Consider the following 25,115-nt stretch of genomic DNA (forward strand, 5'->3'; position numbering starts at 1 on the left):
TGCGCGCCCCTTGCGGGGTTCCGCTACGTTTCGGGGATGACGCATGGCGATGACACGGATGTGATCGTGGTGGGAGGCGGCGTCGCGGGGCTCACCACCGCGGTGGTGCTCGCGGAGCGCGGACGCCGGGTGCGGGTGTGGACGCGGGAGCCCGCGGAGCGCACGACCTCGGCTGTTGCGGGCGGTCTGTGGTGGCCGTACCGCATCGAGCCACAGGGTCTGGTCGGCGACTGGTCGCTCGTGTCCCTGGAGCGCTACCAGGAGTTGGCGGCGGACCCGGAGCGCACGGGCGTACGCGTGGTCGAGGGCGTACACGCCGAGACGGGCCTGGACACGCTCGGCCCGTGGGCGAAGCGGGTACCGGGGCTGCGGGCGACGACGGCCGAGGAGTACGCGGGCGTCGGCCTGTGGGCGCGCCTTCCGCTGATCGACATGCCGGCGCATCTGGCGTGGCTGCACGGCCGCCTGCGCGCGACGGGCGGGTCCGTGGAGGTCAGGGCGGCCGCGTCGCTCGCCGAGCCGCTGGCCGAGGCGCGGCACGTCGTCAACTGCTCGGGCCTGGGCGCCCGGAGCCTGGTGCCGGACGCGTCGGTGCGCCCGGTGCGCGGGCAGCTGGTCCTGGTGGAGAACCCGGGGATCCGGACGTGGTTCACGGCCGCGGACAGCGCCTCGCACGAGACGACGTACTTCCTGCCGCAGCCCCGCGGCCTCGTGCTCGGCGGGACCGCCGAGGACGGCTCGTGGTCCCTCGAACCGGATCCGGCGGTGGCGGAGGCCATCGTGGCGCGCTGTGCCCGGGTGCGTCCGGAGATCGGCGGGGCGCGGATCATCGGTCACCGGGTGGGGCTGCGGCCCGCGCGGCCCTCCGTGCGCCTGGAGCGCGAGCGCACGCACGACGGGCGGGTCCTCGTGCACAACTACGGGCACGGCGGGGCGGGCGTCACGGTGGCGTGGGGCTGCGCGCGGGCGGCGGCGGAGCTCCTGACGGAGGAGACGGAACAGGCGGCGCGGGCGGAGTAGGCCGAGCGGGCAGCGCCCCGAAGGGGCGCGGGGAACTGCGCGACCAGCCACGAGGGCCCCGCAGTCGATCGACGGCCCATCGCGGCGATTCCAGCGAAGCGCTGAGAGGCGCCACAGGCCGAGCGGGGCGGGGCCGCGGTGGGCTGGCCGGGGCCATCGCCTCGGCCGGGCCCGCCCTCGGGTGAGCCCGGCCCGGAGGGTCCGGAGGTCAGGGTCTCCGGGGCGGGTCACGCCAGCGCGGGCCCAGGGTGGCGGTCGCTTCAGCGGGCGGGGTCGGGCCGCGCCGACGGGCTGTCGCCGCCGGTCTCGGCGTCCGTGCTGTCGCTCGGGCCGATCTGGAGCTCGAAGTCCCCGTCGTACTGCGCGTGACCGGCGAGGACGGCCCGCTCCACGGCGTCCGTGCCGTGTTCGCCGCGCACGATCAGCGGGTCGTGGCGCAGGTCCTTCATCAGCGCCACGCACATTCCGATCATCACCAGGACGAAGGGCGCGGCCACCAGGATCGTCAGGTTCTGCAACCCGGTGAGCGCGTTGTCCTTGCCGTCGCCGATGAGCAGCATGATGGCGGCGACCGCGCCCGTGACCACGCCCCAGAAGATGACGACCAGGCGGCCGGGTTCGAGAGAGCCCTTCTGGGAGAGCGTGCCCATGACGATGGATGCGGCGTCCGCCCCGGACACGAAGAAGATGCCGACGAGGATCATCACGAGCAGGCTGGTGGCGGTGGCGATCGGGTACTCGTGCAGCAGCCCGAACAGCTGCGCCTCGGGCGTGGTGTCGCCCTCCAGGCCGCCGCGCTCCCTGACGGTCATCGCGCTGCCGCCGAAGACGGCGAACCACAGCAGGCTGACCGTGCTCGGCACGAGGATCACGCCGCCCACGAACTGCCGGATCGTACGGCCCCGGCTGATGCGGGCGATGAACATGCCGACGAAGGGCGTCCAGGAGATCCACCAAGCCCAGTAGAAGACCGTCCAGCTGCCCAGCCAGTCGGAGACGTGCTCGCCGCTGGAGGCCTCGGTGCGCCCGACGAGCTGCGGCAGGTCGCCCAGGTAGGCGCCGATGGAGGTGGGCAGCAGGTCCAGGATGATGACGGTGGGGCCCGCGACGAACACGAAGACGACCAGGAGCAGCGCGAGCACCATGTTGATGTTCGAGAGCCACTGGATGCCCTTCTCGACGCCGGAGACCGCCGAGGCCACGAACGCGACGGTCAGGACGGCGATGATGGCGACGAGCAGACCGGTGCTCGCGTTGTCCATCCAGTCCAGCTCTTCGAAGCCGCTGCCGATCTGTAGCGCACCGAGGCCGAGGGAGGCGGCGGAGCCGAAGAGGGTGGCGAAGATGGCGAGGATGTCGATGACGCGGCCCCACGCGCCGTGGGCGTGCTTCTCGCCGATGAGCGGGACGAAGACGGAGCTGATGGTCTGGCGCCTGCCGCGCCGGAACGTGCTGTACGCGATGGCGAGGCCGACGACGGCGTAGATCGCCCAGGGGTGCAGCGTCCAGTGGAAGAGCGTCGTCGCCAGGGAGGTCTCCACGGCGGCGGCCGGGTCGTCGGGGTGGGTGCCGGGCGGCGGCTCGGTGAAGTGGGCCAGCGGCTCGCTCACTCCGTAGAACATCAGGCCGATGCCCATGCCCGCGCTGAACATCATCGCGACCCAGGACACGGTGCGGAACTCGGGCTCCTCGCCCTCCCGGCCCAGTGTGATCTTCCCGTAACGGCTGATGGCGAGCCACAGGGCGAAGACCACGAAGCCGGACGCGGCCAGCATGAAGGCCCAGCCGCCGTTGTGGATCAGGCCCTCGAGCAGGTGCGACGAGACGTCTTCGAGGGTGTCCGTGGCGGTGGCGCCCCACACCACGAAGGCGAGGGTGAGGACGGCGGTGACGCCGAACACCACCCGGTCGGTCTGGGGGGAGCGGTCGCCGGAGTGGCCCCCCACGGACAGGGGCGGGCCTCCTCCGGCGACCGGCTTCCGGGGTTCCTGCGTCACGTGTGCACCTTTCGCGGAGTGATCACGACTGACGGTTCGTCGGTTGTTCTTCTCTCCGCTAACCCCCTACCACATGTGACGTACCCGTACTGCGCTCAACAGTCGGTGTCGGGCTGTCCCGTGACGAGGTGGTAGGCGGCCCGGGCGTCGAGCAGCAGCGGCACCAGGGCGCGGGCGGGCTGGCGCAGCGGGACCAGGGCGCCGCCGTGGCCGTCGCGGCGCGCGCTCACGCCGTGCAGGTCGAGCTCGTCCTTGACCTCGGCGTACTGCTCCGGGGTCAGGCGGTAGCCGCAGGGCGGGTCCTGGATGATCTCGGCGGGCTCGGCCGGGTCGTTGTCGGCGCCGCCGAGGTAGACGGGGCCGCGGTCGCGCAGGCCCTTGAGGCGGGACGCGGTGGTGGCGGCCTCCAGGCGCCACCTGTGCTGGTCCGCGTAGCTGAACAGGCCCTTCAGGGCGGAGAGTTGGGAGTGGACGCGGCGGCGGTTGTTGTGGGCCGGGTCGTTCTTCTCCTGTTCGGTGAGGGGGTCGACACGGCTCTCGATGAGCAGGCCCGCGGCGTGTTTGATGCCGGAGACGTTGCGCAGGATGCGTTCCTGGCCGTCGCCCGCGACCTGTTTGACGGGCTCGCCGGTGACGGGGTCGGTCCAGATGCCGTAGGTGCCGGTGGTGTAGCCGTCGGCGGTGGCGGCGGGCCGGACGTAGTCGCGGGAGAGCTGCTCGGCCTCCCGGTGCACCGCGTCATCGGTGTTGAGGTTGCGCGGCCACAGGTCGAACAGGTCCTTGTCGTAGTACTTCGGCGTGGCGCCGTACTCGTGCAGGTCGTAGACGGCGTCGGGGGCGCGGTCGCGGATGACGGCGGCGAGCGCGCGGGTCTCGGCGGTCTTGAGGGCGATGTGGTCGCGGTTGATGTCGACGCCGTCGGAGTTGCCGCGGGTGTTCGCGGCGCGGCCGTCCGGGTTGGCGGTGGGCACCACGAGCAGCGTGGTGCGGGACAGGAACCGCTGCGTCTCCTTGTCCTTGGCGTACGCGAGGTCGCGGACCGTGCTCAGACAGGCCTCGCGGCCCGACGGCTCGTCACCGTGCTGGCTGCACACGAGGAGCACGGTGGACGCGGTGCGGCGCTCGCCGACGCGGACGAGCTGGAGCGGCCTGCCCTGGTCGGTGGTGCCGATGCGGGAGACGGAGACCCGTGCGCTCGCCTTGTCGACGGCGGCGAGGAGCTGCTGCTCCTCCGGCTGGCTGGTCCAGCGGGCCCCGCCACTCTGTTCGAAGCCGGTGCGCGGCAAGGTGGCGGCCTGCGCGGGCGCCGTCACGAGCGGGGCGGTGAGCGCGGCGCAGGCGCAGGCCAGGGCCAGGACGCGGATGCGGGACGTCATGAAGTACGGCCTCCCGGTCGGGGGGTCAGCGGACGCGCGGGGGCCACGCCGTCCAGGCGGGACTCGCGCGGAACGGTAGCGTGCGGGGCGGTCGCGAGGGCCTTGGCGCCGCCGACGAGCGGCACCCGGGCGAATGTGCGGGCGAGGTCCACGGTGAGGGCCGGGGTGTCGGCGGGGGCGGTGATGAGGTTCCGGTCGGTGCCGCCGACGATCAGCGCGAGCCGGTGTCCCGCGGGCACGACGTGGTCGCTCGCGGCCAGGTCGAGGGTGATGGTGACGGGCTCGCCCGGGGTGAGGGGGCGGCCGTGGTGGTCGTCCGCGTGGTTGCCGAGGTCGGCCCAGCCGCGGCTGAAGACGGTGTAGTCGACGGCCTTGGTGCGGGCCTCGGTGTCCTTGAAGCAGGCGCTGTCGCCGTCGGTGCTCGCGCCCCAGCAGCTGCGCGTGGGCAGGGTCGTGATGCCTTCGCCACTGGCCGCGTAGTCACGGATGGTGGCGGGCCCGACGTCGACGAGCACGGCGCTCAGGTGCGCGGTGCGGGCCGACGGCGTGACGGTGACGGTGACCTTCGAGGAGCCGGACAGGCGCAGGTCGCGGGCGAGCGGCCGGGTGGTGAAGCCCGCCTTGGCGGGGGTGGGGGTGTCGATGGCGGAGGCCCAGTCGGTCTCGCCGAGGCGCCGGTCGTCGGTGAAGGTCTCGGTGCCCTTGCCGCGCCGGGTGCCGAGCGTGCCGACGCCCGGGGCGGTGCCCTTGGCGGGGCGGAGCGTCACGGTGTCGGTGGCGCGGGGCGGCCAGACGCGGTCGGTGGTCCACCGGTCGGGGGCGCGCTCGATGTCGGCCATGGGCTCGCGGTCGATCCCGTTGCGGTAGCCGAGGAGCTCGTGGTCGAACCAGCGGTGCAGGGTGCGCACCCAGTCCTCCCGGCGGAAGTCGAAGGGGTCGACGTGCCCGGCCTGGCTGAGCCACAACTTGCGCTCGACGCCCGCGTCGCCGAGGGCGTCCCACCACTGGCCGAAGTGCTTCATGCGCACGTTCAGGTCCTGGAGGCCGTGCACGGCGAACACGCTGGCCCGCACCTCGTCGGCGTCCGGGACGTAGTCGCGCGCTGTCCACAGCGGGGTCCAGTCGCCGCTGCGCGGCGCGCCCTCGACGAGGCGCTCCTGCACGCGGCCGCAGCGGGCGCGGGCCTCGGGGCTCTCGATGCCGTTGGACAGGCCGTCGGGGCCGCTGTTGAACAGCGGGGCGCCCTTGGCGAAGTAGTAGTCGTACCAGGAGGAGATGGCGCCGATCGGCACGATGGTCTTCAGGCCCTCGACGCCGGTCGCGGCGACGCCGTTGGCGATGGTGCCGTCGTAGCTCTTGCCGATCATGCCGGTGCGGCCGTTGGTCCAGTCGGCCCGGGCGCGTTCGGCGCCGGTGCGCGAGGTGTAGGCGCGGGCGCGGCCGTTCAACCAGTCGACGACGGCCTTGGCGGACTGGATGTCGGAGCGGCCGCCGATGTCGACACAGCCGTCGGAGCGGTTCGTTCCGGTGAGGTCGACGGCGACGTAGGCGTAGCCCCGGGGCACGAAGTAGTTGTCGTAGTACAGCGGGAACTGCACCGGTCTGCCGTCGGCGTCGTAGGTCTTCTTCTGGCTCTCGTTGCCCCGTCCGCAGCAGGCGTAGTAGGGGCTCGCGTCCATGATCACGGGTATCTCGCGGCCGTGCTGGGCGGGTTCGCGGGGGCGGACTATGTCCACGGCCACGCGGTCGGTCCTGCCGTCCTCGTCGCCGTCGACCCGGGTGTCGACCCACACGGACTCGCGTATCGCGTCCGCGTAGGAGTAGACGGGTCTGCTCTCCTTCGCCGCCCCCGGTGCCGCCGGGGTGCGCGGCGCGGGGTGCGCGGCGCCCGGGGCGAGGAGGGTGGCGAGCAGGGCGGCCAGTGCCGCCGTCAGAAGCGTTCTCCACATCGGCAGGCGCATGCGCGCGCGTATCGGCATGGCCGGAAGGTACACGCGTCAACTGCGGCCGGAAAGAGGGCCGCAGGGGGTGGTGAAAGGTGCGTGGGACGTCTTGGCACATGTCAGCCGAATGGCGATCGTGTGACATATGCGGCCATGGACATGACTGGGGGTCACGGGGCTCAATAGGGTCGATCGCATCGTGAGTTGTACGGCGCCGGACGGCGCGTCCCCGCTCGCCGCCTCGTGGCGCGGGGCCGCTTCGCCCGGTGCGATACCACCCGCACCGCCTATCACTTGGAGACTTACGTGCACCGCAGCAGACTCATCGCCCCGGGCGCGCTCGCCGCCTCGCTCCTCCTTGCGATCCCGGCGACGGCCGCCGACTTCACGCCCGGGGCGCCCGGCGCGGGCGACTCCTACTACCCCGACGCGGGCAACGGCGGCTACGACGTCTCGCACTACGACCTGCGGCTGAAGTACCAGCCGAAGACGGACCTGCTGGAGGGCACGGCGACCATCAACGCCACCACCACGCAGGACCTGTCGCGCTTCAACCTCGACTTCGGCCTCAAGGTGAGCGAGGTGCGCGTCAACGGCAAGAAGGCGGCGTTCGCGCGCTCGGGCGAGCAGGAGCTGGAGGTCACGCCGAAGTCCGGCCTGCCCAAGGGCAGCGCCGTGACGATCGTCGTGCGGTACGCGGGCAAGCCCTCCGAGGTGAAGATCCACGGCTTCACCGCCTGGCAGCGCACGCCCGACGGAGGGGTCGCGGCCCAGGAGCCGGAGTCGGCCGCCTGGTGGTTCCCCGCCAACGACCACCCGCGCGACAAGGCGACCTTCGACGTGTCGGTGTCCGTCCCCGACGGCACCCAGGCCATCTCCAACGGCGTGCTCCAGCGGCAGAGCTCGCGCCTGGGCTGGACCCGCTTCGACTGGCGCTCCAACAAGCCGCAGGCGCCGTACCTCGCGACGCTCGCCGTCGGCAAGTTCGACATCACGACGGACAAGACCGAGAGCGGTCTGCCCGTCCTCAACGCCTACAGCAAGGACCTCGGCGACAACGCGGGGGCCTCGCGCGCCAGCATCGAGCGGACCACCGAGGTCGCGGAGTGGCTGGAGGAGGTCTTCGGCAAGTACCCCTTCAACGCGCTCGGCGGCTACGTGCCCAACGTGCCGACCAGCTTCGCCCTGGAGACCCAGACGCGGCCGTTCTACAGCCCGAAGGCCTTCGCGAACGGCTCCAACGTCTCCATCGTGGTGCACGAGCTGGCCCACCAGTGGTACGGCGACAGCGTCTCCGTGGAGAACTGGAAGGACATCTGGGTCAACGAGGGCTTCGCCCGCTACAGCCAGTGGCTGTGGTCGGAGAAGGAGGGCGAGGGCACGGCGCAGGAGCTCGCCGACTACACCTATGCCTCGCGTCCCGCCGAGGACCCGTTCTGGCAGGTCAAGCCGGGTGACCCGGGCCCGGACAACCAGTTCCACGGTGCCGTGTACGACCGTGGCGCGCTGGCCCTGCAGGCGCTGCGGAACAAGGTCGGCGACAAGACCTTCTTCAAGATCCTGAAGGGCTGGCCGACGGAGCGCCAGTACGGCAACGCGAGCGTGGGCGACTTCGTGGCGTACGCGGAGAAGATCAGCGACAAGCCGCTGTCGGCGCTCTTCGACACGTGGCTGTACAAGCCCGGCAAGCCCGCCGCCCCGGCCGCGAAGAAGGCGGGCCTGGTCCGCTCGGCGGCCAAGGGCGCGCCGGCCAAGCCGAAGTCCTGGAAGAAGATCGCCGCGACGAACTCGCTGCACGACCACAACTGACACACACGGCGGCGGGCGGCGCCCCCTGAGGGGTGCCGCCCGCCGTTGCTGTCGCTGTCGCAGGTGCCTACTCGGTGAGCCCGGCCGCCTCGCGGTCGGTCTCCCGCGCGGCCTTGCGCTTGATCCCGTACCAGCCCGCGACGAGCGCGGCGGCGACGACCGGGATCAGGAAGAGCGTCTTGCGCCCGACCTCCGCGTCCTTCCACATCAGGCCGAGCACGGCGAGCAGGAAGGCGATCGTGACGTACTCGGTGACGCCGCTGCCGGGCAGCCGGAAGTTCGGCCGCGTGATCAGGCCCTCCTTGGCGCGCTTCACGAACGCCAGGTGACAGACCATGATGCTGATCCAGGTGCCGATGATCCCGAGCGAGGCGACGTTCAGGACGATCTCGAACGCCTTGTCCGGGACCACGCTGTTCAGGCCGACGCCGAGGACACCGATGCTCGCGGTGAGCAGGATGCCGCCGTAGGGGACCTGGTTGCGGTTCATCTTCGCGGTGAACTTGGGGGCCGAGCCCGCCATCGCCATCGAACGCAGGATGCGGCCGGTGGAGTACAGGCCGGAGTTCAGCGAGGACATGGCCGCGGTGAGGACGACGAAGTTCATCACGTCGCCCGCGCCGGAGACGCCGATCTTGGAGAGGACCGTGACGAAGGGGCTCTCGTCGGCCGAGTACACCGAGCCGGGCAGGAGCAGCGCGAGGAGCACGACCGAGCCGACGTAGAACAGGCCCACGCGCCACATGATCGAGTTCACGGCGCGCGGCACGACCTTGTGCGGGTCCTTGGTCTCGCCCGCCGCGACGCCGACCAGCTCCAGGGAGGCGTACGCGAAGACGACGCCCTGGAGGACGATCACGACCGGCATCAGGCCGTTCGGCAGGAAGCCGCCGTGGTCGGTGATCATGTTCAGACCGGGCGTCTCGCCGCCGACGTCGTGCTGGGTGGACACCAGGAAGATGCCGACGAACATGAAGGCCACGAGCGCGGCGACCTTGACGATCGCGAACCAGAACTCCATCTCGCCGAAGTACTTCACCGAGATCAGGTTCACCGAGAGCACCACCGCGAGGGCGACGAGCGCGAGCACCCACTGCGGGATGTCGGTGAAGAAGCTCCAGTAGTGCGTGTACAGCGCGATCGCGGTGATGTCCGCGATGCACGTCGTCGACCAGTTGAGGAAGTACATCCAGCCGGCGATGTAGGCGCCCTTCTCGCCGAGGAACTCACGCGCGTAGCTGACGAAGGAGCCGGACGAGGGCCGGTAGAGGACCATCTCGCCCAGGGCCCGTACGACGAAGAACGCGATGACGCCGCACACGAGGTAGGCGAGGGCGAGCGCGGGGCCCGCCGAGTGGAGGCGGCCGCCCGCCCCGAGGAAGAGACCGGTGCCGATCGCGCCACCAATGGCGATCATGTTGACGTGGCGGGCCTTGAGGTCCTTGCTGTAACCGGCGTCGCCCGCGTCAGCGGGGGCCTGGGACTCAGCGGCGCGCGCTGCGTCCACGGCGGCCGTGTCTACGGCGTCGTTGCTCACGTGGAAGGTCCACTCTGTGGTGCCCGGAAAGAGCTCCCGGGGTCCGGATGTGCTCCGGCCCGTGGCACCCCTGACGCACCACGGACCGACCCGACACCTTCCCTTACGCAATGCCGATAATGCGGTGGCGCACGTCACATAGCGGTACTTCTCACATGCTGAGAGCCGTGTGTACAGGCGTGCGTCACCCGGTGTACAGGCTCTCGATGAGGTTCCGGTACTTCTCCCTGATGACCCGGCGGCGCAGCTTGAGCGACGGCGTCAGCTCGCCGGTCTCGGGGCCCCACTCCTCGGTGAGCAGCAGATGGCGCTTGACCTGCTCGGTGCGGCTGAGGCGCGCGTTCGCCTCCTCGACGGCGCGGGCGACCTCCCGCCGGACCTCGGCGGCGGCCGCCGGGTCGCCCTCGATGCCGCGCGCGGCCGCCCAGGCGGCGGCCGCGTCGGGGTCCAGGACCAGGAGCGCCACCAGGTACGAGCGGCCGTCGCCGTGGACCAGGGCCTGGCCGATGAGCGGGTGCTCCTTGAGCGCGTTCTCGACGAGGGCGGGCGCCACGTTCTTGCCGGTCGAGGTGACGATCAGCTCCTTCTTGCGGTCGGTCACCCACAGATAGCCGTCCTCGTCGAGCCGTCCGACGTCACCGGTGGCGAACCAGCCCTCGGCGTCGCAGACGTCGTCGACGCCGCCGTCGGCCCGCAGATAGCCCTCGCACACATAGGGGCCGCGCACCAGGATCTCGCCGTCGTCGGCCGTACGGACCTCCATGCCGCGCAGCGGCTTGCCCACCGAGCCGAGCCGGAAGTCCTCGGGGCCGTTGGTCGTGACCACGCCGCTGGTCTCGGTCAGGCCCCAGGCGTCCACGACCACCAGGCCGAAGCCCGCCCAGAACCGGGCCACGGCCACCGGCATCGGGGCCGCCGCGCTCGCCGCCCACAGCAGCCGGTCGAGTCCGGCGCGGGCGAGCAGCGGGTCGAGGACCTCCGCCTTGGCCGTGCGGAAGGCGGCGTCGAGGTCGGCGGGCGGGCGCTCGCCGCGCTCGCGGCAGGCCACGTGCGCGCGGGCCGTCTCGTTCGCCGCCTCGACGGCGCGCCGCCGCTCCTCGGGCAGGGCGGCGAGGCCCGCCCGGAACGCCGCGGCGAACTTCTCCCACACCCGCGGGACGCCGAAGAACTGCTGGGGCCGCAGCTCGGCCACGGTGGCGGCGACCTGGGCGGGGTCCGCGCACAGGTGCACGGGCGCGACGCGGAGCTGCGGCAGGTAGATGCCGAGGGCGCGCTCCGCTATGTGTGCGAAGGGCAGGTAGCAGAGGTGGTCCGCGCCCGGCGGGAAGCCGATGGCCTCGTCCAGGGCGAGGCCGTTCAGGACGACCCCGCGATGGGTCAGGCGCACGCCCTTGGGAGCGCCGGTGGTGCCCGAGGTGTAGACGACGGTCAGCGGATCGGTGGGGCGGACCTCGCGCCAGGCCTTGTCGAAGGCGTCGGCCCGGTACGCCCGGGTGCCGCTCTCGCGCAGCGCCGCGTACGTGCCGTGCTCCCCCGCCGCGGCCTCCTCGACGACCACGAGCCGCTCCAGGGGCACCTCGGCGTCCGCGAGGGCGGGCTCCCAGCGGGCGAGCTCGCGCGCGCCCTCGACGACGGCGAGGCGGGCGCGGCTGTGCCGGGCGATGTGGGCGATCTGCTCGGGCGCCGAGGTGCCGTACACGGTGACCGGGACGGCGCCGAGGTGGGTCAGGGCCAGATCGCTCAGCCAGTGCTCGGGGCGGTTGGCCATCATCATCAGGACGTGCTCGCCCCTGCGGACGCCGAGGGCGGCGTACCCGGCGGCGAGGACCGCGACCTCGCGCCGCACCTCGGCCCAGGTGAGCGTCGCCCAGCCCGGTCCCGCGCGCCAGGACAGGGCGGGCAGGTCGGGGTGGTCCTCGGCGTTGCGCAGGAGCAGAGCGGGGAAGGTCAGGTCGGCGGCGTGTCCGGGAAGTCGCGGGCTTGTGCTCATGAACCCCTCCTCACGGTGTTGCGCCCCGTAGGGGGCGCGGGGAACTGCGCGACCAGCCCCGACGGACCCGCAGACGAAGGGCGGCGTACACATCTCACCAAAGGTGCGGCAGGGGCTACGGGGCGTGACTGCCCCGGAGGCTTTCACAGCGGCGGTGGTACAGCAATACTGTTGCACCGCATTGCCGCACGACCTGGGAGGCGACGCACCGCATGGCGACGGGCACGGAGGAGTCGGTGACGGGCACCCACGAGTCGGCGGGGGACCCGCAGGGGCCGACGGCTCCGCAGGAGTCGAGCTACACGGTCGACGAACTCGCCGCGCGCGCGGGCGTCACCGTGCGCACCATCCGCTTCTACAGCACCAAGGGCCTGCTGCCGCCGCCCGTGATCGGCCCGCGCCGCGTGGGCCACTACGGCCCCGGGCACCTCTCCCGGCTCGCCCTCATCGAGGAGTTGCAGCACCAGGGCATGACCCTCGCGGCGATCGAGCGGTATCTGGAGCAGCTGCCGCCTGACCTGAGCGCGCACGACCTGGCCATCCACCGCGCGGTGGTGGCCTCGTGGGCGCCGGAGGGCGCGGAGGAGACCTCCCGCGCCGGTCTGGAGCGCCGGGCGGGCCGGGCGCTCTCGGCGGAGGACGTGCGGCGCCTCGCCGCGATGGGCGTCGTCGCCTACGACGAGGAGGCCGACCGCTGCCGGGTGGACCCGGGGCTGCTGCGGCTCGGCCTGCGGCTGCTCGACGTACCGATTCCGCACGAGACGATCCTGGCGGCGCGCACGGTCCTGATGGAGCACACGCGCTCGGCGGCGCACGAGCTGTCGCGGCTCTTCCGCGACCAGGTGTCGGGCCCCTACCGCGAGCACGCGTCGGAGCCCGAGCACGTGGCCGCGATGAGGTCGCTCTCGGCCCATATGCAGCCGCTGGTGGTGCAGGCCCTGGTCACGGCGTTCCAGCGGTCGCTCAAGGAGGAGCTGAGGGAGTGGCTCACGGAGACGTGAGCAAGGAGGTGAGCCACTCCCCCGCGCGGCCGCCGGCTCAGGCGTCGCTGAACCTCTCGCCGCTGTCCGCCTTCGCCACGAGCAGCGCGGGCGGCGCGAACCGCTCGCCGTAGCGCTCGGCGAGCTCGCGCGCGCGGGCCACGAAGCCGGGCAGGCCCCCTTCGTAGCCGTTGATGTACTGCAGGACGCCGCCGGTCCAGCCCGGGAAGCCGATGCCGAAGATGGAGCCGATGTTGGCGTCGGCGACCGAGGTGAGGACGCCCTCCTCCAGGAGGCGCACGGTGTCGAGCGCCTCGGAGAACAGCATCCGCTCCTGCATGTCCCGGAAGGGGATGCTGTGGCCGGGTTTGGTGAAGTGCTCGCGCAGGCCCGGCCACAGGGCCGTGCGCCTGCCGTCGTCGCCGTAGTCGTAGAAGCCCCTGCCGCCGCTGCGGCCCGGCCGGTCGAACTCGTCGACCATGCGGTCGATGACGGCCTCGGCGGGGTGGGTGGGCCAGGTGCCGCCCGCCTCCTCGACGGCGCGCTTGGACTCGTTGCGGATCTTGCGGGGCAGCGTCAGCGTCAGCTCGTCCATCAGGGACAGGACCTTCGCCGGGTAGCCCGCCTGCGCCGCGGCCTGTTCGACGGACGCGGGCTCGATGCCCTCGCCGACCATCGCGACGCCCTCGTTGATGAAGTGGCCGATGACGCGGGAGGTGAAGAAGCCGCGCGAGTCGTTGACGACGATGGGGGTCTTGTTGATCTGGCGGACGAGGTCGAAGGCGCGGGCCAGGGCCTCCTCGCCGGTGCGCTCGCCCTTGATGATCTCCACCAGCGGCATCTTGTCGACGGGCGAGAAGAAGTGCAGGCCGATGAAGTCCGCCGGCCGGGCGACGCCCTCGGCGAGCAGGGTGATCGGCAGCGTGGAGGTGTTGGAGCACAGGAGCGCGTCCGGCGCGACGACGTCCTGGACCTCCTGGAACACCTTGTGCTTGAGCTCCGGGTTCTCGAAGACCGCCTCGATGACCGCGTCGCAGCCCGCGAGGTCGGCCGCGTCGGCGGACGGCGTGATGCGGGCGAGCAGCGCGTCCGCCTTCTCCCGGGTGGTGCGGCCGCGCGCGACGGCCTTCTCGCACAGCTTCTGGGAGTAGGCCTTGCCCTTGGCCGCGGCCTCGGCGGAGACGTCCTTGAGGACGACCTCGATGCCCGCGCGGGCGCAGGAGTAGGCGATGCCCGCGCCCATCATCCCGGCGCCGAGCACGGCGGCCTTGCGGACCTGGCGCGGCTCGATGCCCCGGGGGCGGTTGGCGCCGGAGTTGACGGCCTGGAGGTCGAAGAAGAAGGCCTGGATCATGTTCTTCGAGGTCTGCCCGGTGACCAGCTCCGTGAAGTACCGGGCCTCGATGGTCAGGGCGGTCTCGAAGTCGACCTGGGAGCCCTCGACGGCGGCCGCGAGGATGTTGCGCGGGGCCGGGTAGGGGGCGCCGTTCAGCTGCTTCTTGAGGTTGGCCGGGAAGGCCGGGAGGTTCGCGGCGAACTTCGGGTGCGCCGGGGTGCCGCCGGGGATGCGGTAGCCGGGCACGTCCCAGGGCTGCTGGGACTCGGGGTGGGCGTCGATGAAGGCGCGGGCCTTGGCCAGCATCTCCTCGGGGGTGGCGGCCACCTCGTGCACGAGGCCGTTCTCCAGGGCCCGCTGCGGGCTGTACTGGGTGCCCTGGAGGAGCACCTTCAGGAGGGCGTCGGCGATGCCCATGAGGCGGACGGTGCGGGTGACGCCGCCGCCCGCGGGGAGCAGGCCGAGCGTGACCTCGGGCAGTCCGATCTTGGAGCCGGGGGCGTCGAGGGCGATCCGGTGGTGGCTGGCGAGGGCGATCTCGTAGCCGCCGCCGAGGGCCGCGCCGTTGATGGCGGCGACGACGGGCTTGCCGAGGGTCTCGATGCGGCGCAGCGAGTTCTTGATCGCGGTGCCGGTCTCGAAGGCGACCTGGGCGCTCTCGGGGCCGATCCGGATCATTTCCTTGAGGTCGCCGCCCGCGAAGAAGGTCTTCTTGGCGGAGGTGTAGACGATGCCGCGGATGGCGTCCTTCTCGGCCTCGGCCCGGTCGGCGATCGCGGCGATGGAGTCCTTGAACGCCTGGTTCATCGTGTTCGCGGACTGGTTCGGGTCGTCGAGGACGAGGGTGACGACGCCGGTGTCGTCCTGTTCCCAGCGGATGGTGGTGCTCTCGGTGGTCATGTGGTGGTCTCCGTAGAAGTCTTGGAAGGCAGTCCGAGCCGCTGGGGGTTACACACGTTCCACGATCGTCGCGATGCCCATGCCGCCGCCGACGCACAGCGTGGCGAGGCCGTAGCGCTTGTCCTGGCGCTCCAGTTCGTCGACGAGGGTGCCGAGGATCATCGCGCCGGTGGCGCCGAGGGGGTGGCCGAGGGCGATCGCGCCGCCGTTGACGTTGACCTTGTCCAGGCTCAGGCCCATGTCCTTGACGAAGCGCAGGACGACCGCGGCGAAGGCTTCGTTGATCTCGACCAGGTCGATGTCGTCGATGCTCAGGCCCGCCTTGGCGAGGGCCTTGCGGGTGGCGGGGGCGGGCCCGGTGAGCATGATGGTGGGCTCGGACCCGGAGACGGCCACGGAGACGATGCGGGCGCGCGGGGTGAGGCCGTAGCGCTCGCCGATCTCCTTGTTGCCGATGGCGACGAGGGCGGCGCCGTCGACGATGCCGGAGGAGTTGCCCGCGTGGTGGACGTGGTCGATCTTCTCCACCCAGTGGTACTTCTGCAGCGCGACGGCGTCGAAGCCGCCCAGGTCGCCGATGTCCTTGAAGGACGGCTTGAGCTTCGCGAGCGTGTCGGCGGTGGTGCCGGGCCGCAGGTGCTCGTCGTGGTCGAGGACGGTCAGGCCGCTGCGGTCCTTCACCGGCACGACGGACTTCTCGAAGCGGCCCTCCTTCCAGGCGGTGGCCGCGCGCTCCTGCGAGAGGGCGGCGTACTCGTCGACGTCGCGGCGCGTGTAGCCCTCCAGGGTGGCGATCAGGTCGGCGCCGATGCCCTGCGGGACGAAGCCGGTGTCGATGTTGGTCATCGGGTCGTTGAACCAGGCGCCGCCGTCGGAGGCCATCGGCACCCGTGACATGGACTCGACGCCCCCGGCGAGGACCAGGTCCTCCCAGCCCGAACGGACCTTCATCGCCGCCATGTTGACGGCCTCCAGGCCCGAGGCACAGAAGCGGTTCTCCTGGACGCCCGCGACCGTGTCCGGCAGGCCGGCCGCGATGGCGGCGATCCGCGCGATGTCGGAGCCCTGGTCGCCGACCGGCCCGACGACACCGAGGACGACGTCGTCGACGGCCGCCGGGTCGAGGCCCGGAAGGCGGCGGGTGACCTCCCGCATCAGGCCGGTGACGAGGTCGATCGGCTTGGTGCCGTGCAGGGCGCCGTTCGCCTTGCCGCGGCCGCGCGGGGTGCGGATCGCGTCGTATACGTACGCTTCGGAGCTCACTGGGAAGCCTTTCGGGGGAGGGTCGGTCGGGGCGGGCCCGGCGGGTCGGCCGCGGGGTCCCGGGGCGGGCGGGGGCGTCCGGCGGGGGTCGGTCGGGGAGGGCGGCGGTCAGTCGAGGAAGACGCGGATCAGTCGAGAAGGGCGCGGCCGATGATCTCCTTCATGATCTCGGTCGTGCCGCCGTAGATGGTCTGGATGCGGCCGTCCGTGAACGCCTTCGCGACGCGGTACTCCGTCATGTAGCCGTATCCCCCGTGCAGTTGCAGACAGCGGTCGGCGACCCGCTTCTGCAGCTCCGTGGCCCACCACTTGGCCATCGACGCGTGCACCGCGTCGAGCTGCCCGTTCGAGTGATCCACGATGCAGCGGTCCAGGAACGTGCGGGTGACGGCGCACTCGGTGGCCATCTCGGCGATCTCGAACCGGATGTGCTGGAGCTTGGCGAGCGGGCGGCCGAAGGCCTCGCGCTCCTTGACGTAGGCCTTGGTGATCTCCAGGAGGTGCTCGGCGGCGGCGATCCCGGCGACGGCGATGCCCATGCGCTCCTGCGCGAGGTTCGTCATCAGATGGACGAACGCGCCGTTCAGCTCGCCCAGGAGGTTCTCCTTGGGCACGCGCACGTCGTGGAAGAAGAGTTCGGCGGTGTCCTGGGCCTTCTGGCCGATCTTGTCGAGGTTGCGGCCGCGCTCGAAGCCGGGCATGCCGCGCTCGACGACGAGCAGCGACAGGCCGTGCGCGCCGCCCTCGGGCGTGGTCTTGGCGACGACGATGACGAGGTCGGCGAGGATGCCGTTGGAGATGAACGTCTTGGAGCCGTTGAGCAGCCAGTGGTCGCCGCGGTCCTCGGCGGTCGTGCGGATGCCCTGGAGGTCGGAGCCCGCGCCCGGCTCGGTCATGGCGATGGCGGTGATCAGCGAGCCGTCGCAGAAGCCGGGCAGCCAGCGCCGCCGCTGCTCCGCGGTGGCGAGGCCGGTCAGATACGGGCCGATGATGTCGTTGTGCAGGCCGATGGCGAGGCCCGCGGCACCCGCCCGGGTGAACTCCTCGGCCAGTACGGCGGCGTAGCGGAAGTCGGCGTTGCCGCCGCCCCCGTGCTCCTCGGGCACGGCGATGCCGAGCAGGCCCTGCTTGCCCGCCGCGCGCCAGGCGTCGCGGGAGACGATGCCGTCGCTCTCCCACTGCTCGTAGTGCGGCAGGACCTCCTTGGCGAGGAAGGTGCGCACGGTCTCGCGGAACGCGTCGTGCTCGGCGTCGAAGATCTGCCGTTCCATGGTCTTCCGTTCCGTCGTCGGGGGTGGTGGCGGGCGGTGCGTGCGCGGTGTCCTCAGGAGTGCGGCGCGGTGTCGCGCAGCGCCGGTACGTCCCAGTCGCGGGCGACGTCCTCGGTGTCGGCGCCGGGGCGCGCGGGCCCGGAGCGCACCGCCGTGGGCGTCGCCGAGAACCGGGGCGCGGGCGCGGGCTGGGTGAGGCCGCCGTGCTCGGTGAAGGTGCCGCGGGCGGCCAGGTGCGGGTGGCCGGGGGCCTCGCGCAACGAGAGCACCGGCGCCACGCAGGCGTCCGAGCCCTCGAACACGGCCGTCCACTCGGCGCGCGTACGGGTCTTGAAGCGGGCGGCGACGGCCGCGCGCAGCTCGCCCCAGCGGGCCAGGTCCCCGCGCGCGCCGGCGACGTCCTTCAGGCCCATCAGCTCGACGAACTCGTCGTAGAAGCGCTGTTCCAGGGCGCCGACGGCCATGTGGCCGCCGTCCGCCGTCTCGTACGTGCCGTAGAACGGGCAGCCGCCGTCCAGGAGGTTGGCGCCCCTGCGGTCCTGCCAGCCGCCCGCCGCGAGCATGCCGTGGATCATCGTGGCCAGATGCGCGGCGCCGTCCACGATCGCGGCGTCCACGACCTGCCCGGTGCCGTGCTCCCGGGCGTGCCGCAGCGCGGCGAGCACCCCGACGACGAGGTACAGCGAGCCGCCCGCGTAGTCCCCGACGAGGTTCGCCGGGACGGCGGGCGGCTCGTCGGCCGCGCCGATCATGCCGAGGGTGCCGGTGACGGCGATGTACGCGATGTCGTGCCCGGCGCGCGGCGCGAGCGGGCCCTGCTGTCCCCAGCCGGTCATGCGGCCGTAGACGAGCCCCGGGTTGCGGGCGTGGCAGTCCTCGGGGCCGACCCCGAGGCGCTCGGCGACGCCGGGGCGGTAGCCCTCGATGAGCACGTCGGCGCGCTCGACGAGGTCGAGCACGCGGGCCGCGCCGCCCGGGGCCTTCAGATCGACCAGCACGCTGCGCTTGTTGCGGTTGGTGAGGTCGTACGCGGGGTCGACGGCGAGCCCGGCGCCGCCGGGCCGGTCGACGCGCACGACGTCCGCCCCGAGGTCGGCCAGGAGCATGGCGGCGAACGGGCCGGGGCCGATGCCCGCGAGCTCCACTACGCGCACTCCGGCGAGCGGTCCGTGAACGCCCTTGTCCGGCACTGTCATTGAGCCCCCAGCGCTCTGCCGCCGCTATGACACAACTGATGTAACACCAGTGATGCTAAGAACGTGTTCCACTGGGCACAAGCCCTTGACGACCCCGAACGAGCAAGCGCTTAGCCGGGTGGCGGCGCCCGGGCGCCCCGCGGCGGCCCGCCGCACGGTGTCCGGGCACGCTAGCCTCAGCCCCCGACAACGGCGCGGGACACGGCAGAGAGGTGCCATGACCAGTCACGACAAGGACCGTCCGTACGACATCGCGCTCTTCGGAGCGACCAGTTTCGTGGGGATGCTCACCGCCGGGTACCTCGCCGCCCACGCCCCCGCCGGGCTGCGCTGGGCGATCGCCGGGCGCGACACCGCGAAGCTGGAGCGGCTGCGGGAGCGCCTCGCCGAGGACCACCCCGCGTGCGCGGAGCTGCCCCTGCTCCGGGCGGACGCGGGCGACCCCGCGTCGCTGCGCGAACTGGCCGCCCACGCGCGCGTGGTGGCCACCACCGTCGGCCCGTACCTCGCGTACGGCCAGGACCTGGTGGCGGCCTGCGCCGACGCGGGCACGGACTATCTGGACCTGTCCGGCGAGCCGGAGTTCGTGGACCGGATGTACGTACGGCACGACGCCCGCGCGCGGGAGACAGGCGCGCGCCTGCTGCACGCCTGTGGCTTCGACTCGGTCCCGCACGACCTCGGTGTGTACTACACGGTGCAGCAGCTGCCCGAGGACGTGCCGCTGCGCGTCGACGGGTTCGTGCGCACCCACGCGCGCTTCTCCGGCGGTACGTTCGCCTCCGCCCTCCAGCAGTTCGCGCGCGGGCGCCAGCTGGTGGCCGCCGCCCGCGAGCGGCGGCGGCACGAGCCGCGCCTGGTGGGCCGCACCGCCTACGCGCCGCCGGGCCCGCCCCGCTACGCCGGGGAGGTGGGCGCGTGGGCGCTGCCGCTGCCGACGATCGACCCGCAGGTCGTTCAGCACTCCGCGCGGGCGCTGCCGCGCTACGGCCCCGACTTCCGCTACCGGCACTACGCCGCCGTGCGCTCGCTCCCCGTGGCCGTGGGCGGCGTCGCGGCGGTCGGCACGCTGCTCGCCGCCGCGCAGGTGCCCCCGGCGCGGCGCTGGCTCTCCGGCCTGGTCAAGCCGGGCGAGGGGCCGGACGCCGCACGCCGGGCCGCGAGCTGGTTCTCCCTGCGGTACGTCGGCGAGGGCGGCGGGCAGCGCGTGTACACCGAGGTGAGCGGCGGCGACCCCGGGTACGGCGAGACCGCGAAGATCCTCGCGGAGGCGGCGCTGTGCCTGGCGCTCGACGACCTGCCCGAGACCTCGGGCCAGGTGACGACGGCCATCGCCATGGCCGAGCCGCTCATCGCGCGCCTCACGGCGGCGGGCATCGGGTTCCGGGTGGCCGCGGTGCGCTGACGCCCCGCGGTACCGGCCGGTTCAGCGCGTGGCGTCCCGCAGCGCCGCGCGGCACAGGGCGTCCGCCCTGCGGGTGGTCTCCGGCAGCCGGTAGCGGGGGGTGAGGTGCAGGGTGTGGGCCCGCGCGTGCGCGAGGTCCACCCGGTGGCCGACCGACACGAACACCGGCTTCACGCCCGCGCGCGTGCGCAGTGCGACGCCGACCTCCTCCGCGCCGTCGAGGAGCGGCGCCGTGCTGCCGCGCGCGGCGTCCGGGTCCTCGTACGCGAAGGTGAAGGGGTTCTTGGCGACGCCGATCGTGGGGAGCCCGGTGACCACGCCGAGGTGGCTCGCGAGGCCGAAGCGGCGCGGGTGCGCGACGCCGTAGCCGTCGCAGACGACCAGGCCCGGGTCGACGGTGAGCGCGTCCAGGGCGGCGAGCACCGCGGGCAGCTCCCGGAAGGCCAACAGGCCCGGCACGTACGGGAACGCGACGGTGCCCACCGCCGTGGCCTCCTCGACGACGGCGAGGCTCGCCGCGTCCAGGACCACGACCGCCGCGGCGACCACGTCCCGCTCGTCGTCGTACGCCACGTCCACGCCCGTCACACGGCCGGTGCCGGGCGGCGGGCCCGGCTCGTCGCGCACCACGCGGGTGCGCAGGGCGTCCTGGACGGCGCGGGCCGCCGTCTCGTCCACGGGCCAGTCGGCGGGCAGGGGCGGGATCGTCACGGTGGGCGTGTTCATGGTGATCTCAGCCTAGGGCCTCCCGGGGAGGGGGCTCCGGTACCGTTCTCGGGTCTCCGTCGTCCAGGGCGGGCGCATCGCGCGGGGCCGGGAGGGATTGGCACAGGACGTGATATCTGGTAGCGCGCAACCTCACCGCGAACCGCGAACCGCGAACCGCGAACCGCGAACCGCGAACCGCGAACCGCGAACCGCGAACCGCGAACCGCGAACCGCGAACCGCGAACCGCGAACCGCGAACCGCGAACCGCGAACCGCGAACCGCGAACCGCGAACCGCGAACCGCGAACCGGGTGCTGGGCGCCGGGCGCCGGGCGGGCCGGAGCGCATAGCCGGAGGCCCGCGTGGGCGGTAGCCCCGAGCCGCTGCGGGCCCTGGTCGGGGGCGACGCCTGGCGCTGGTCGACGTTCCAGGGCAGCAGGACCCTGGTCGTGGCCGCGCGCACGGTCACCTCGACGGTACGGATCCTGGAGTGCCTGCCCGCGCTGCTGCGCGGCGACGCCCGGGTGACCGTCGTCTTCGCCCACGACCCGACCTCGGCGTTCGGCGAAGGCGTCGCGGACGTGCTGCACGACGCGGGCTGCCGGGTCCTGCCGTGGGACCGGCTCGGCGACATCGCGCCGGACCTCGTGCTCTCCGCCAGCGAGAACATCGACGTGCCGGACGGCGACTACCCCGTCCTCGTGCTGCCGCACGGCATCGGCTTCCAGAAGCTCGTCCCCGACTCGCGGACCCCGCGCAGCAGGCTCTCCGGAGCCGTGCCGGACGCGCTCCTGGACACCGGCCGCGCCTGGCTCGCCACCTCGCACCCCGACCAGGAGCGGCAGTTGCTCGCCGCCCACCCCAAGGCGGCCGGGCGCACCCTGCTCGTCGGCGACCCCTGCTTCGACGAACTCCTCGCGAGCCGGGAGCACGCCGACGCCTACAAGGCCGCCCTCGGCGTGGCGGCCGGGCAGCGGCTCGTCCTCCTCAGCTCCACCTGGGGCCCCACGTCGCTGCTCGGCCGGGCTCCGGAGCTGCCCGCGCGGCTGCTCGCCGCGCTGCCGTGCGACGAGTACCGGGTGGCCGCCGTCCTGCACCCCAACGTGTGGTCCGCGCACGGGCCCTGGCAGATCCGCACCGTGCAGGCCGCCGCGCTCGACGCCGGGCTGCTGCTCGTGCCGCCGGTGCACGCCTGGCGGTCCGCGCTCGTCGCCGCCGACGCCGTGGTCGGCGACCACGGCTCGGTGACCCTGTACGGCGCGGCCCTCGGCAAGCCCGTGCTGCTCGGCGCGTACGGCAGCGACGCGGTGCCCGGCACCGCCGGGGCCCACCTCGCCCGCACCGCGCCCCGACTCGACCTCGACGGCGACGTGCGCGCGCAGGTCGCGGCCGCGCTGCGCGGGCCCTCGGCGGCGGCCCCGGCCGCCGTGGCCCGTCTGGCGTTCGCCGAGCCCGGCCTCGCGCTGCCCCGCCTGCGCACCGCCCTCTACCGGCTGCTCGGGCTGCCCGAACCCGCGGGCGAGGCACCGTCCGCGCTGGTCCTGCCGCCGCCCCGGGCCGAGTCGCGGGACGTCACCTCCTGGGCGGTGACCACGTCCCTCACGGACGGCGCGCGGCCCGGGGACGGGCCCGTGGTCGACGTGCGGCGCAGGCCCGCCGCCGTGTCCGGCGCGGCCGGTGACACCTCCCGTACGTACGCCCATCTCGCCTGCGACGCGGCCGAGCGGGACCGCCGCCTCACCGAGAGCGCGTCGGTCCTGACCGCCACGCGGCCCGCGCCGTCGGCCGCGGCGGCGCGGCGGTGGGCCGAGGGCGCGCTGGACCGCTTCCCCGGTGCGCTGCTCGCCGCGTCGGCCGGGGCGGACGGCGAGGTCGTGGCGAGCCTGCGCGACGGCCGGGCGGTGGTGGCGGTCACGCGCGAGGACACCGCGCCCGGCCTCGCGGCGGCCGTCGTGTACACGTGCCTGCGGGCCGGGCTGCCGCTGGAGGCGGCGGTGACGCTGCGCGTGGGCGGGCTCCCCGAGCGGCGGGTGACGCTGCGCCGCGCCTAGCGGCTCAGGCCGGGCCGAGCTCCGCGAGCCGGGCGCGCACCGCGTCCGCGCGGGGGCTGCCGTAGGCCTCGTACACCTCGAGTGCCCTGGTCAGCAGGGGCCGTACGGCGTCCGGGCCGCTTCCCGTGCGGCTGAGGAGATCGGCCAGGGCAGCGCGCGCGTCGGCCTCGTAGGCGTACGCCTCGGTCGTGTGCAGGGCCTCGGCCGCCGTGGTGAGGGCCCGTGCGGCGGCGTCGGTCTCGCCCAGGTGGTCGTGGGCGAGGCCGACGGCCAGGGTGGCGCGGGCGGCCATGCGGTGGTCGGCGCGGGCGGCCAGGCGGGCGCGGGCGTCGCGCAGGGTGGCGAGGGCCGCGCGGGGCCGCCCGGCCGCGTCCTCGGCACGGCCGAGGAAGTACGCGGCGAGGGCGGCGCCGCGCTCCTCCCCCGCGGCCGTGTTGAGCGCGAGGGAGGAGCGGTAGGCGGCCATGGCCGCGTCCAGGTCGTGGTGTTCGAGACAGCGGCCGAGGAACTCCTGGACGGAAGCGCGCAGGACGGTGTGGCCCGAGACCTCGGCGCAGGCGACGGCCGCGGCCAGTTCGGCGCGGGCCTCGTCGTGTGCGCCGAGGTCGAGCAGGGGCCGCGAGCGCAGGCTGCGCAGGCGGGCCTCGGCCGCGGAGTCGACGGCCTCGGCGGCGGCCGCGGCGCCGAGCGCGAGCGACTCCAGCCAGGGCCCGAGGTGCCGGTGGTGCAGGAACAGGACGGTGAGCGCCTCCGCGGTCTGCCAGAGCGGCACCTGGAGTCCGGGCACGCGGGCGGCGGCGCGCAGCACGCCGAGGATGTTGGGGTACTCGGCTTCGAGCCAGGTCAGCGGGGCGGGCCCGCCGGGGGCCGCGAAGGGGTCGGGGGCGTCGCGCAGCACGTCGGCGAGGTCGGCGACGCGCAGCCTGTCCTGCCGCACGGCGCGGTCGGCGAGGGCGGTGAGCCGGAGGTAGTGGCCGAGGACGCGGGCGAGCGCGGCGCGGCCGCTCGCGGGCGCGTCCTCCTGCTCCGCGCGCTCGCGGGCGTGCAGCCGGACGAGGTCGTGGACGCGGTGGCGGCCGTCGCCGGTGGCCTCCAGGAGGCTCAGCGCCTCCAGTTCGCGCAGCTGGGCGCGGGCCTGCGCGAGGTCCACGTCGGCGGCCGCCGCGACGACCGGCTCGTCGAGGGCGGTGAGGGGCAGCGAGCCGATGAGCCGGTAGAGCCGGGCCGTCGCGGGCGGCAGCGCACCGTAGGCGAGGTCGAGGGCGGCGGTCATGGAACGGCTCCTTCCCACGGACAGGCCCGACAGGCGGTGGGTGGCGTCGGCGAGTTCGTCGGCGAGGCGGGCCAGGGTGAGGCTGCGGGCCGTCCGCAGCCGCCCGGCCACGATGTCGAGGGCGAGCGGAAGGCGCCCGCACAGCTCGACGACACGGGCGGCGGCCGCCGGGTCGGCGGCGACGGCTTCCGCACACCGGTCCGTGAGCAGCCGCAGCGCGCTGGCCGCGTCCAGCGGGTCGACGTACACCAGCTGGGCGTCGACGGAGAGTTCGCCCAGCTCGCCGCTGTCGCCGCCGAAGGTGACGAGGACGACGCTGCCGGGCCCGCGGGGCAGCAGGGCGCGCACCTGCGCGGCGCGGCTGACGTTCTCCAGGACGACGAGCAGCGGCTGTCCGGCGGTGCGGGAGCGGAAGCGGGCGGCGCGCTCGGGGAGGGAGTCGGGGATGAGGGGCTCGTCGACGCCGAGGGACCGCAGGAACTGTCCGGCGGCCTCGGAGACGTCCGCGCCCTCCCGTCCCTCCCGCAGGGCGGCGAAGTCGTGGTAGAGCTGCCCGCCACGGAACAGGGCGCGCCTGCGCTCCGCCCAGTGCCTGATCACCGCCGTGGTGCCGACGCCGGGCAGCCCCTGGAGCACCGCGACGCCCACGGGAACGTCCCGCCCCGGCGCCGCGAGGGCGTCCAGGCGCGCGAGCACGTCGACCTGGTTGAAGAACCGGGCGCTGAGGGGCGGCACTTCGTACGGGATCACGTGCTGCCGCGCCGGGGACGGCAGCACGTTGAGGGTCACGTCGCCCGCGACGTGACCGGCCTGAACGCTGTGGCCGTGCACGGTCCCTGACAGGTCGTTGCCCCCGACGGGTGCCTCATGGTCGCCCAACTCGTCCTCCGCACGGGTCCTTTGCCGTCGTGACACCTCGGCGTGTGCCGTGCGGCTCACCGTATGCCGTGCGGCGGCGGTGCGTACCACCGCGCCGCGCCGGTCCCGGCGTTCTGCAAGGTTTCGGCAAGCCCCGGGCAAGGCTTCTGTCCGCGGCGCCGGGCATGTCCGTCGCAGAGTC

General features: G+C 73.4%; 16 protein-coding genes. 5 read left to right on the top strand and 11 right to left on the bottom strand.

The window, feature by feature from the left end:
* Positions 1 to 36 precede the first annotated feature (36 nt).
* Complete coding sequence (locus AC5WAM_RS08240) at positions 37 to 1,020, top strand: FAD-dependent oxidoreductase (protein WP_495522138.1); 984 nt, start codon at positions 37 to 39, stop codon at positions 1,018 to 1,020.
* 260 nt (positions 1,021 to 1,280) lie between these two features.
* On the opposite strand, the gene AC5WAM_RS08245 is transcribed toward AC5WAM_RS08240, so the two are convergent.
* The 3 genes from AC5WAM_RS08245 to AC5WAM_RS08255 all read right to left on the bottom strand — a co-directional run bounded on the left by AC5WAM_RS08245 (position 1,281) and on the right by AC5WAM_RS08255 (position 6,372).
* Positions 1,281 to 2,972, bottom strand: coding sequence for a BCCT family transporter (locus tag AC5WAM_RS08245; protein ID WP_495523531.1), 1,692 nt, complete (start codon positions 2,970 to 2,972; stop codon positions 1,281 to 1,283).
* A gap of 140 nt (positions 2,973 to 3,112) precedes the next feature.
* On the bottom strand, positions 3,113 to 4,393 hold the full coding sequence (locus AC5WAM_RS08250) for a M14 family metallopeptidase (RefSeq protein WP_495522139.1): 1,281 nt from the start codon (positions 4,391 to 4,393) through the stop codon (positions 3,113 to 3,115).
* Positions 4,390 to 6,372, bottom strand: a complete 1,983-nt coding sequence (locus AC5WAM_RS08255) for a Xaa-Pro dipeptidyl-peptidase (protein ID WP_495522140.1) — start codon at positions 6,370 to 6,372, stop codon at positions 4,390 to 4,392. The genes AC5WAM_RS08250 and AC5WAM_RS08255 overlap by 4 nt, the downstream gene beginning before the upstream one ends.
* A 270-nt stretch (positions 6,373 to 6,642) precedes the next feature.
* On the opposite strand from AC5WAM_RS08255, the gene AC5WAM_RS08260 reads away from it, so the two are divergent.
* Positions 6,643 to 8,145: a M1 family metallopeptidase gene (locus AC5WAM_RS08260; protein WP_366793315.1), complete on the top strand. Its 1,503-nt coding sequence runs from the start codon at positions 6,643 to 6,645 to the stop codon at positions 8,143 to 8,145.
* A gap of 67 nt (positions 8,146 to 8,212) precedes the next feature.
* On the opposite strand, the gene AC5WAM_RS08265 is transcribed toward AC5WAM_RS08260, so the two are convergent.
* Both AC5WAM_RS08265 and AC5WAM_RS08270 read right to left on the bottom strand, forming a co-directional pair.
* Positions 8,213 to 9,682, bottom strand: a complete 1,470-nt coding sequence (locus AC5WAM_RS08265; RefSeq protein ID WP_495522141.1) for an amino acid permease — start codon at positions 9,680 to 9,682, stop codon at positions 8,213 to 8,215.
* Positions 9,683 to 9,866: 184 nt separating this feature from the next.
* Positions 9,867 to 11,672, bottom strand: a complete 1,806-nt coding sequence (locus tag AC5WAM_RS08270) for an AMP-dependent synthetase/ligase (RefSeq protein WP_366793318.1) — start codon at positions 11,670 to 11,672, stop codon at positions 9,867 to 9,869.
* Between the two features lie 212 nt (positions 11,673 to 11,884).
* Here AC5WAM_RS08270 and AC5WAM_RS08275 point away from each other — a divergent pair, with 212 nt between their 5' ends.
* Positions 11,885 to 12,673, top strand: a complete 789-nt coding sequence (locus AC5WAM_RS08275) for a MerR family transcriptional regulator (protein ID WP_495522142.1) — start codon at positions 11,885 to 11,887, stop codon at positions 12,671 to 12,673.
* 37 nt (positions 12,674 to 12,710) lie between these two features.
* Here AC5WAM_RS08275 and AC5WAM_RS08280 read toward each other — a convergent pair whose 3' ends face one another.
* The 4 genes from AC5WAM_RS08280 to AC5WAM_RS08295 form a co-directional block, all read right to left on the bottom strand.
* Positions 12,711 to 14,888, bottom strand: coding sequence for a 3-hydroxyacyl-CoA dehydrogenase NAD-binding domain-containing protein (locus tag AC5WAM_RS08280; RefSeq protein WP_495522143.1), 2,178 nt, complete (start codon positions 14,886 to 14,888; stop codon positions 12,711 to 12,713).
* Between the two features lie 48 nt (positions 14,889 to 14,936).
* On the bottom strand, positions 14,937 to 16,151 hold the full coding sequence (locus AC5WAM_RS08285; protein WP_366793321.1) for an acetyl-CoA C-acetyltransferase: 1,215 nt from the start codon (positions 16,149 to 16,151) through the stop codon (positions 14,937 to 14,939).
* Positions 16,152 to 16,279: 128 nt separating this feature from the next.
* Positions 16,280 to 17,422, bottom strand: coding sequence for an acyl-CoA dehydrogenase family protein (locus AC5WAM_RS08290; RefSeq protein WP_366793322.1), 1,143 nt, complete (start codon positions 17,420 to 17,422; stop codon positions 16,280 to 16,282).
* A gap of 53 nt (positions 17,423 to 17,475) precedes the next feature.
* Positions 17,476 to 18,618 carry a CaiB/BaiF CoA transferase family protein gene (locus tag AC5WAM_RS08295; protein WP_495522144.1) on the bottom strand — a complete coding sequence of 381 codons (1,143 nt, stop codon included), beginning with the start codon at positions 18,616 to 18,618 and terminating at the stop codon, positions 17,476 to 17,478.
* Positions 18,619 to 18,835: 217 nt separating this feature from the next.
* Here AC5WAM_RS08295 and AC5WAM_RS08300 point away from each other — a divergent pair, with 217 nt between their 5' ends.
* On the top strand, positions 18,836 to 20,023 hold the full coding sequence (locus AC5WAM_RS08300) for a saccharopine dehydrogenase family protein (RefSeq protein WP_495522145.1): 1,188 nt from the start codon (positions 18,836 to 18,838) through the stop codon (positions 20,021 to 20,023).
* 21 nt (positions 20,024 to 20,044) lie between these two features.
* On the opposite strand, the gene AC5WAM_RS08305 is transcribed toward AC5WAM_RS08300, so the two are convergent.
* Positions 20,045 to 20,749, bottom strand: coding sequence for an endonuclease V (locus AC5WAM_RS08305; RefSeq protein WP_495522146.1), 705 nt, complete (start codon positions 20,747 to 20,749; stop codon positions 20,045 to 20,047).
* Positions 20,750 to 21,093: 344 nt separating this feature from the next.
* Between AC5WAM_RS08305 and AC5WAM_RS08310 the strand changes: the two genes are divergently transcribed.
* Positions 21,094 to 22,782 (top strand): hypothetical protein, encoded by a 1,689-nt coding sequence (locus tag AC5WAM_RS08310; protein WP_366793326.1) that lies wholly within the window; start codon positions 21,094 to 21,096, stop codon positions 22,780 to 22,782.
* Positions 22,783 to 22,786: 4 nt separating this feature from the next.
* Here the strand turns inward: AC5WAM_RS08310 and AC5WAM_RS08315 are convergent, their stop codons facing one another.
* Positions 22,787 to 24,934, bottom strand: a complete 2,148-nt coding sequence (locus AC5WAM_RS08315; RefSeq protein WP_495522147.1) for an NB-ARC domain-containing protein — start codon at positions 24,932 to 24,934, stop codon at positions 22,787 to 22,789.
* Positions 24,935 to 25,115: the final 181 nt, after the last annotated feature.

This window comes from Streptomyces sp. JLYT201, from assembly GCF_059448825.1.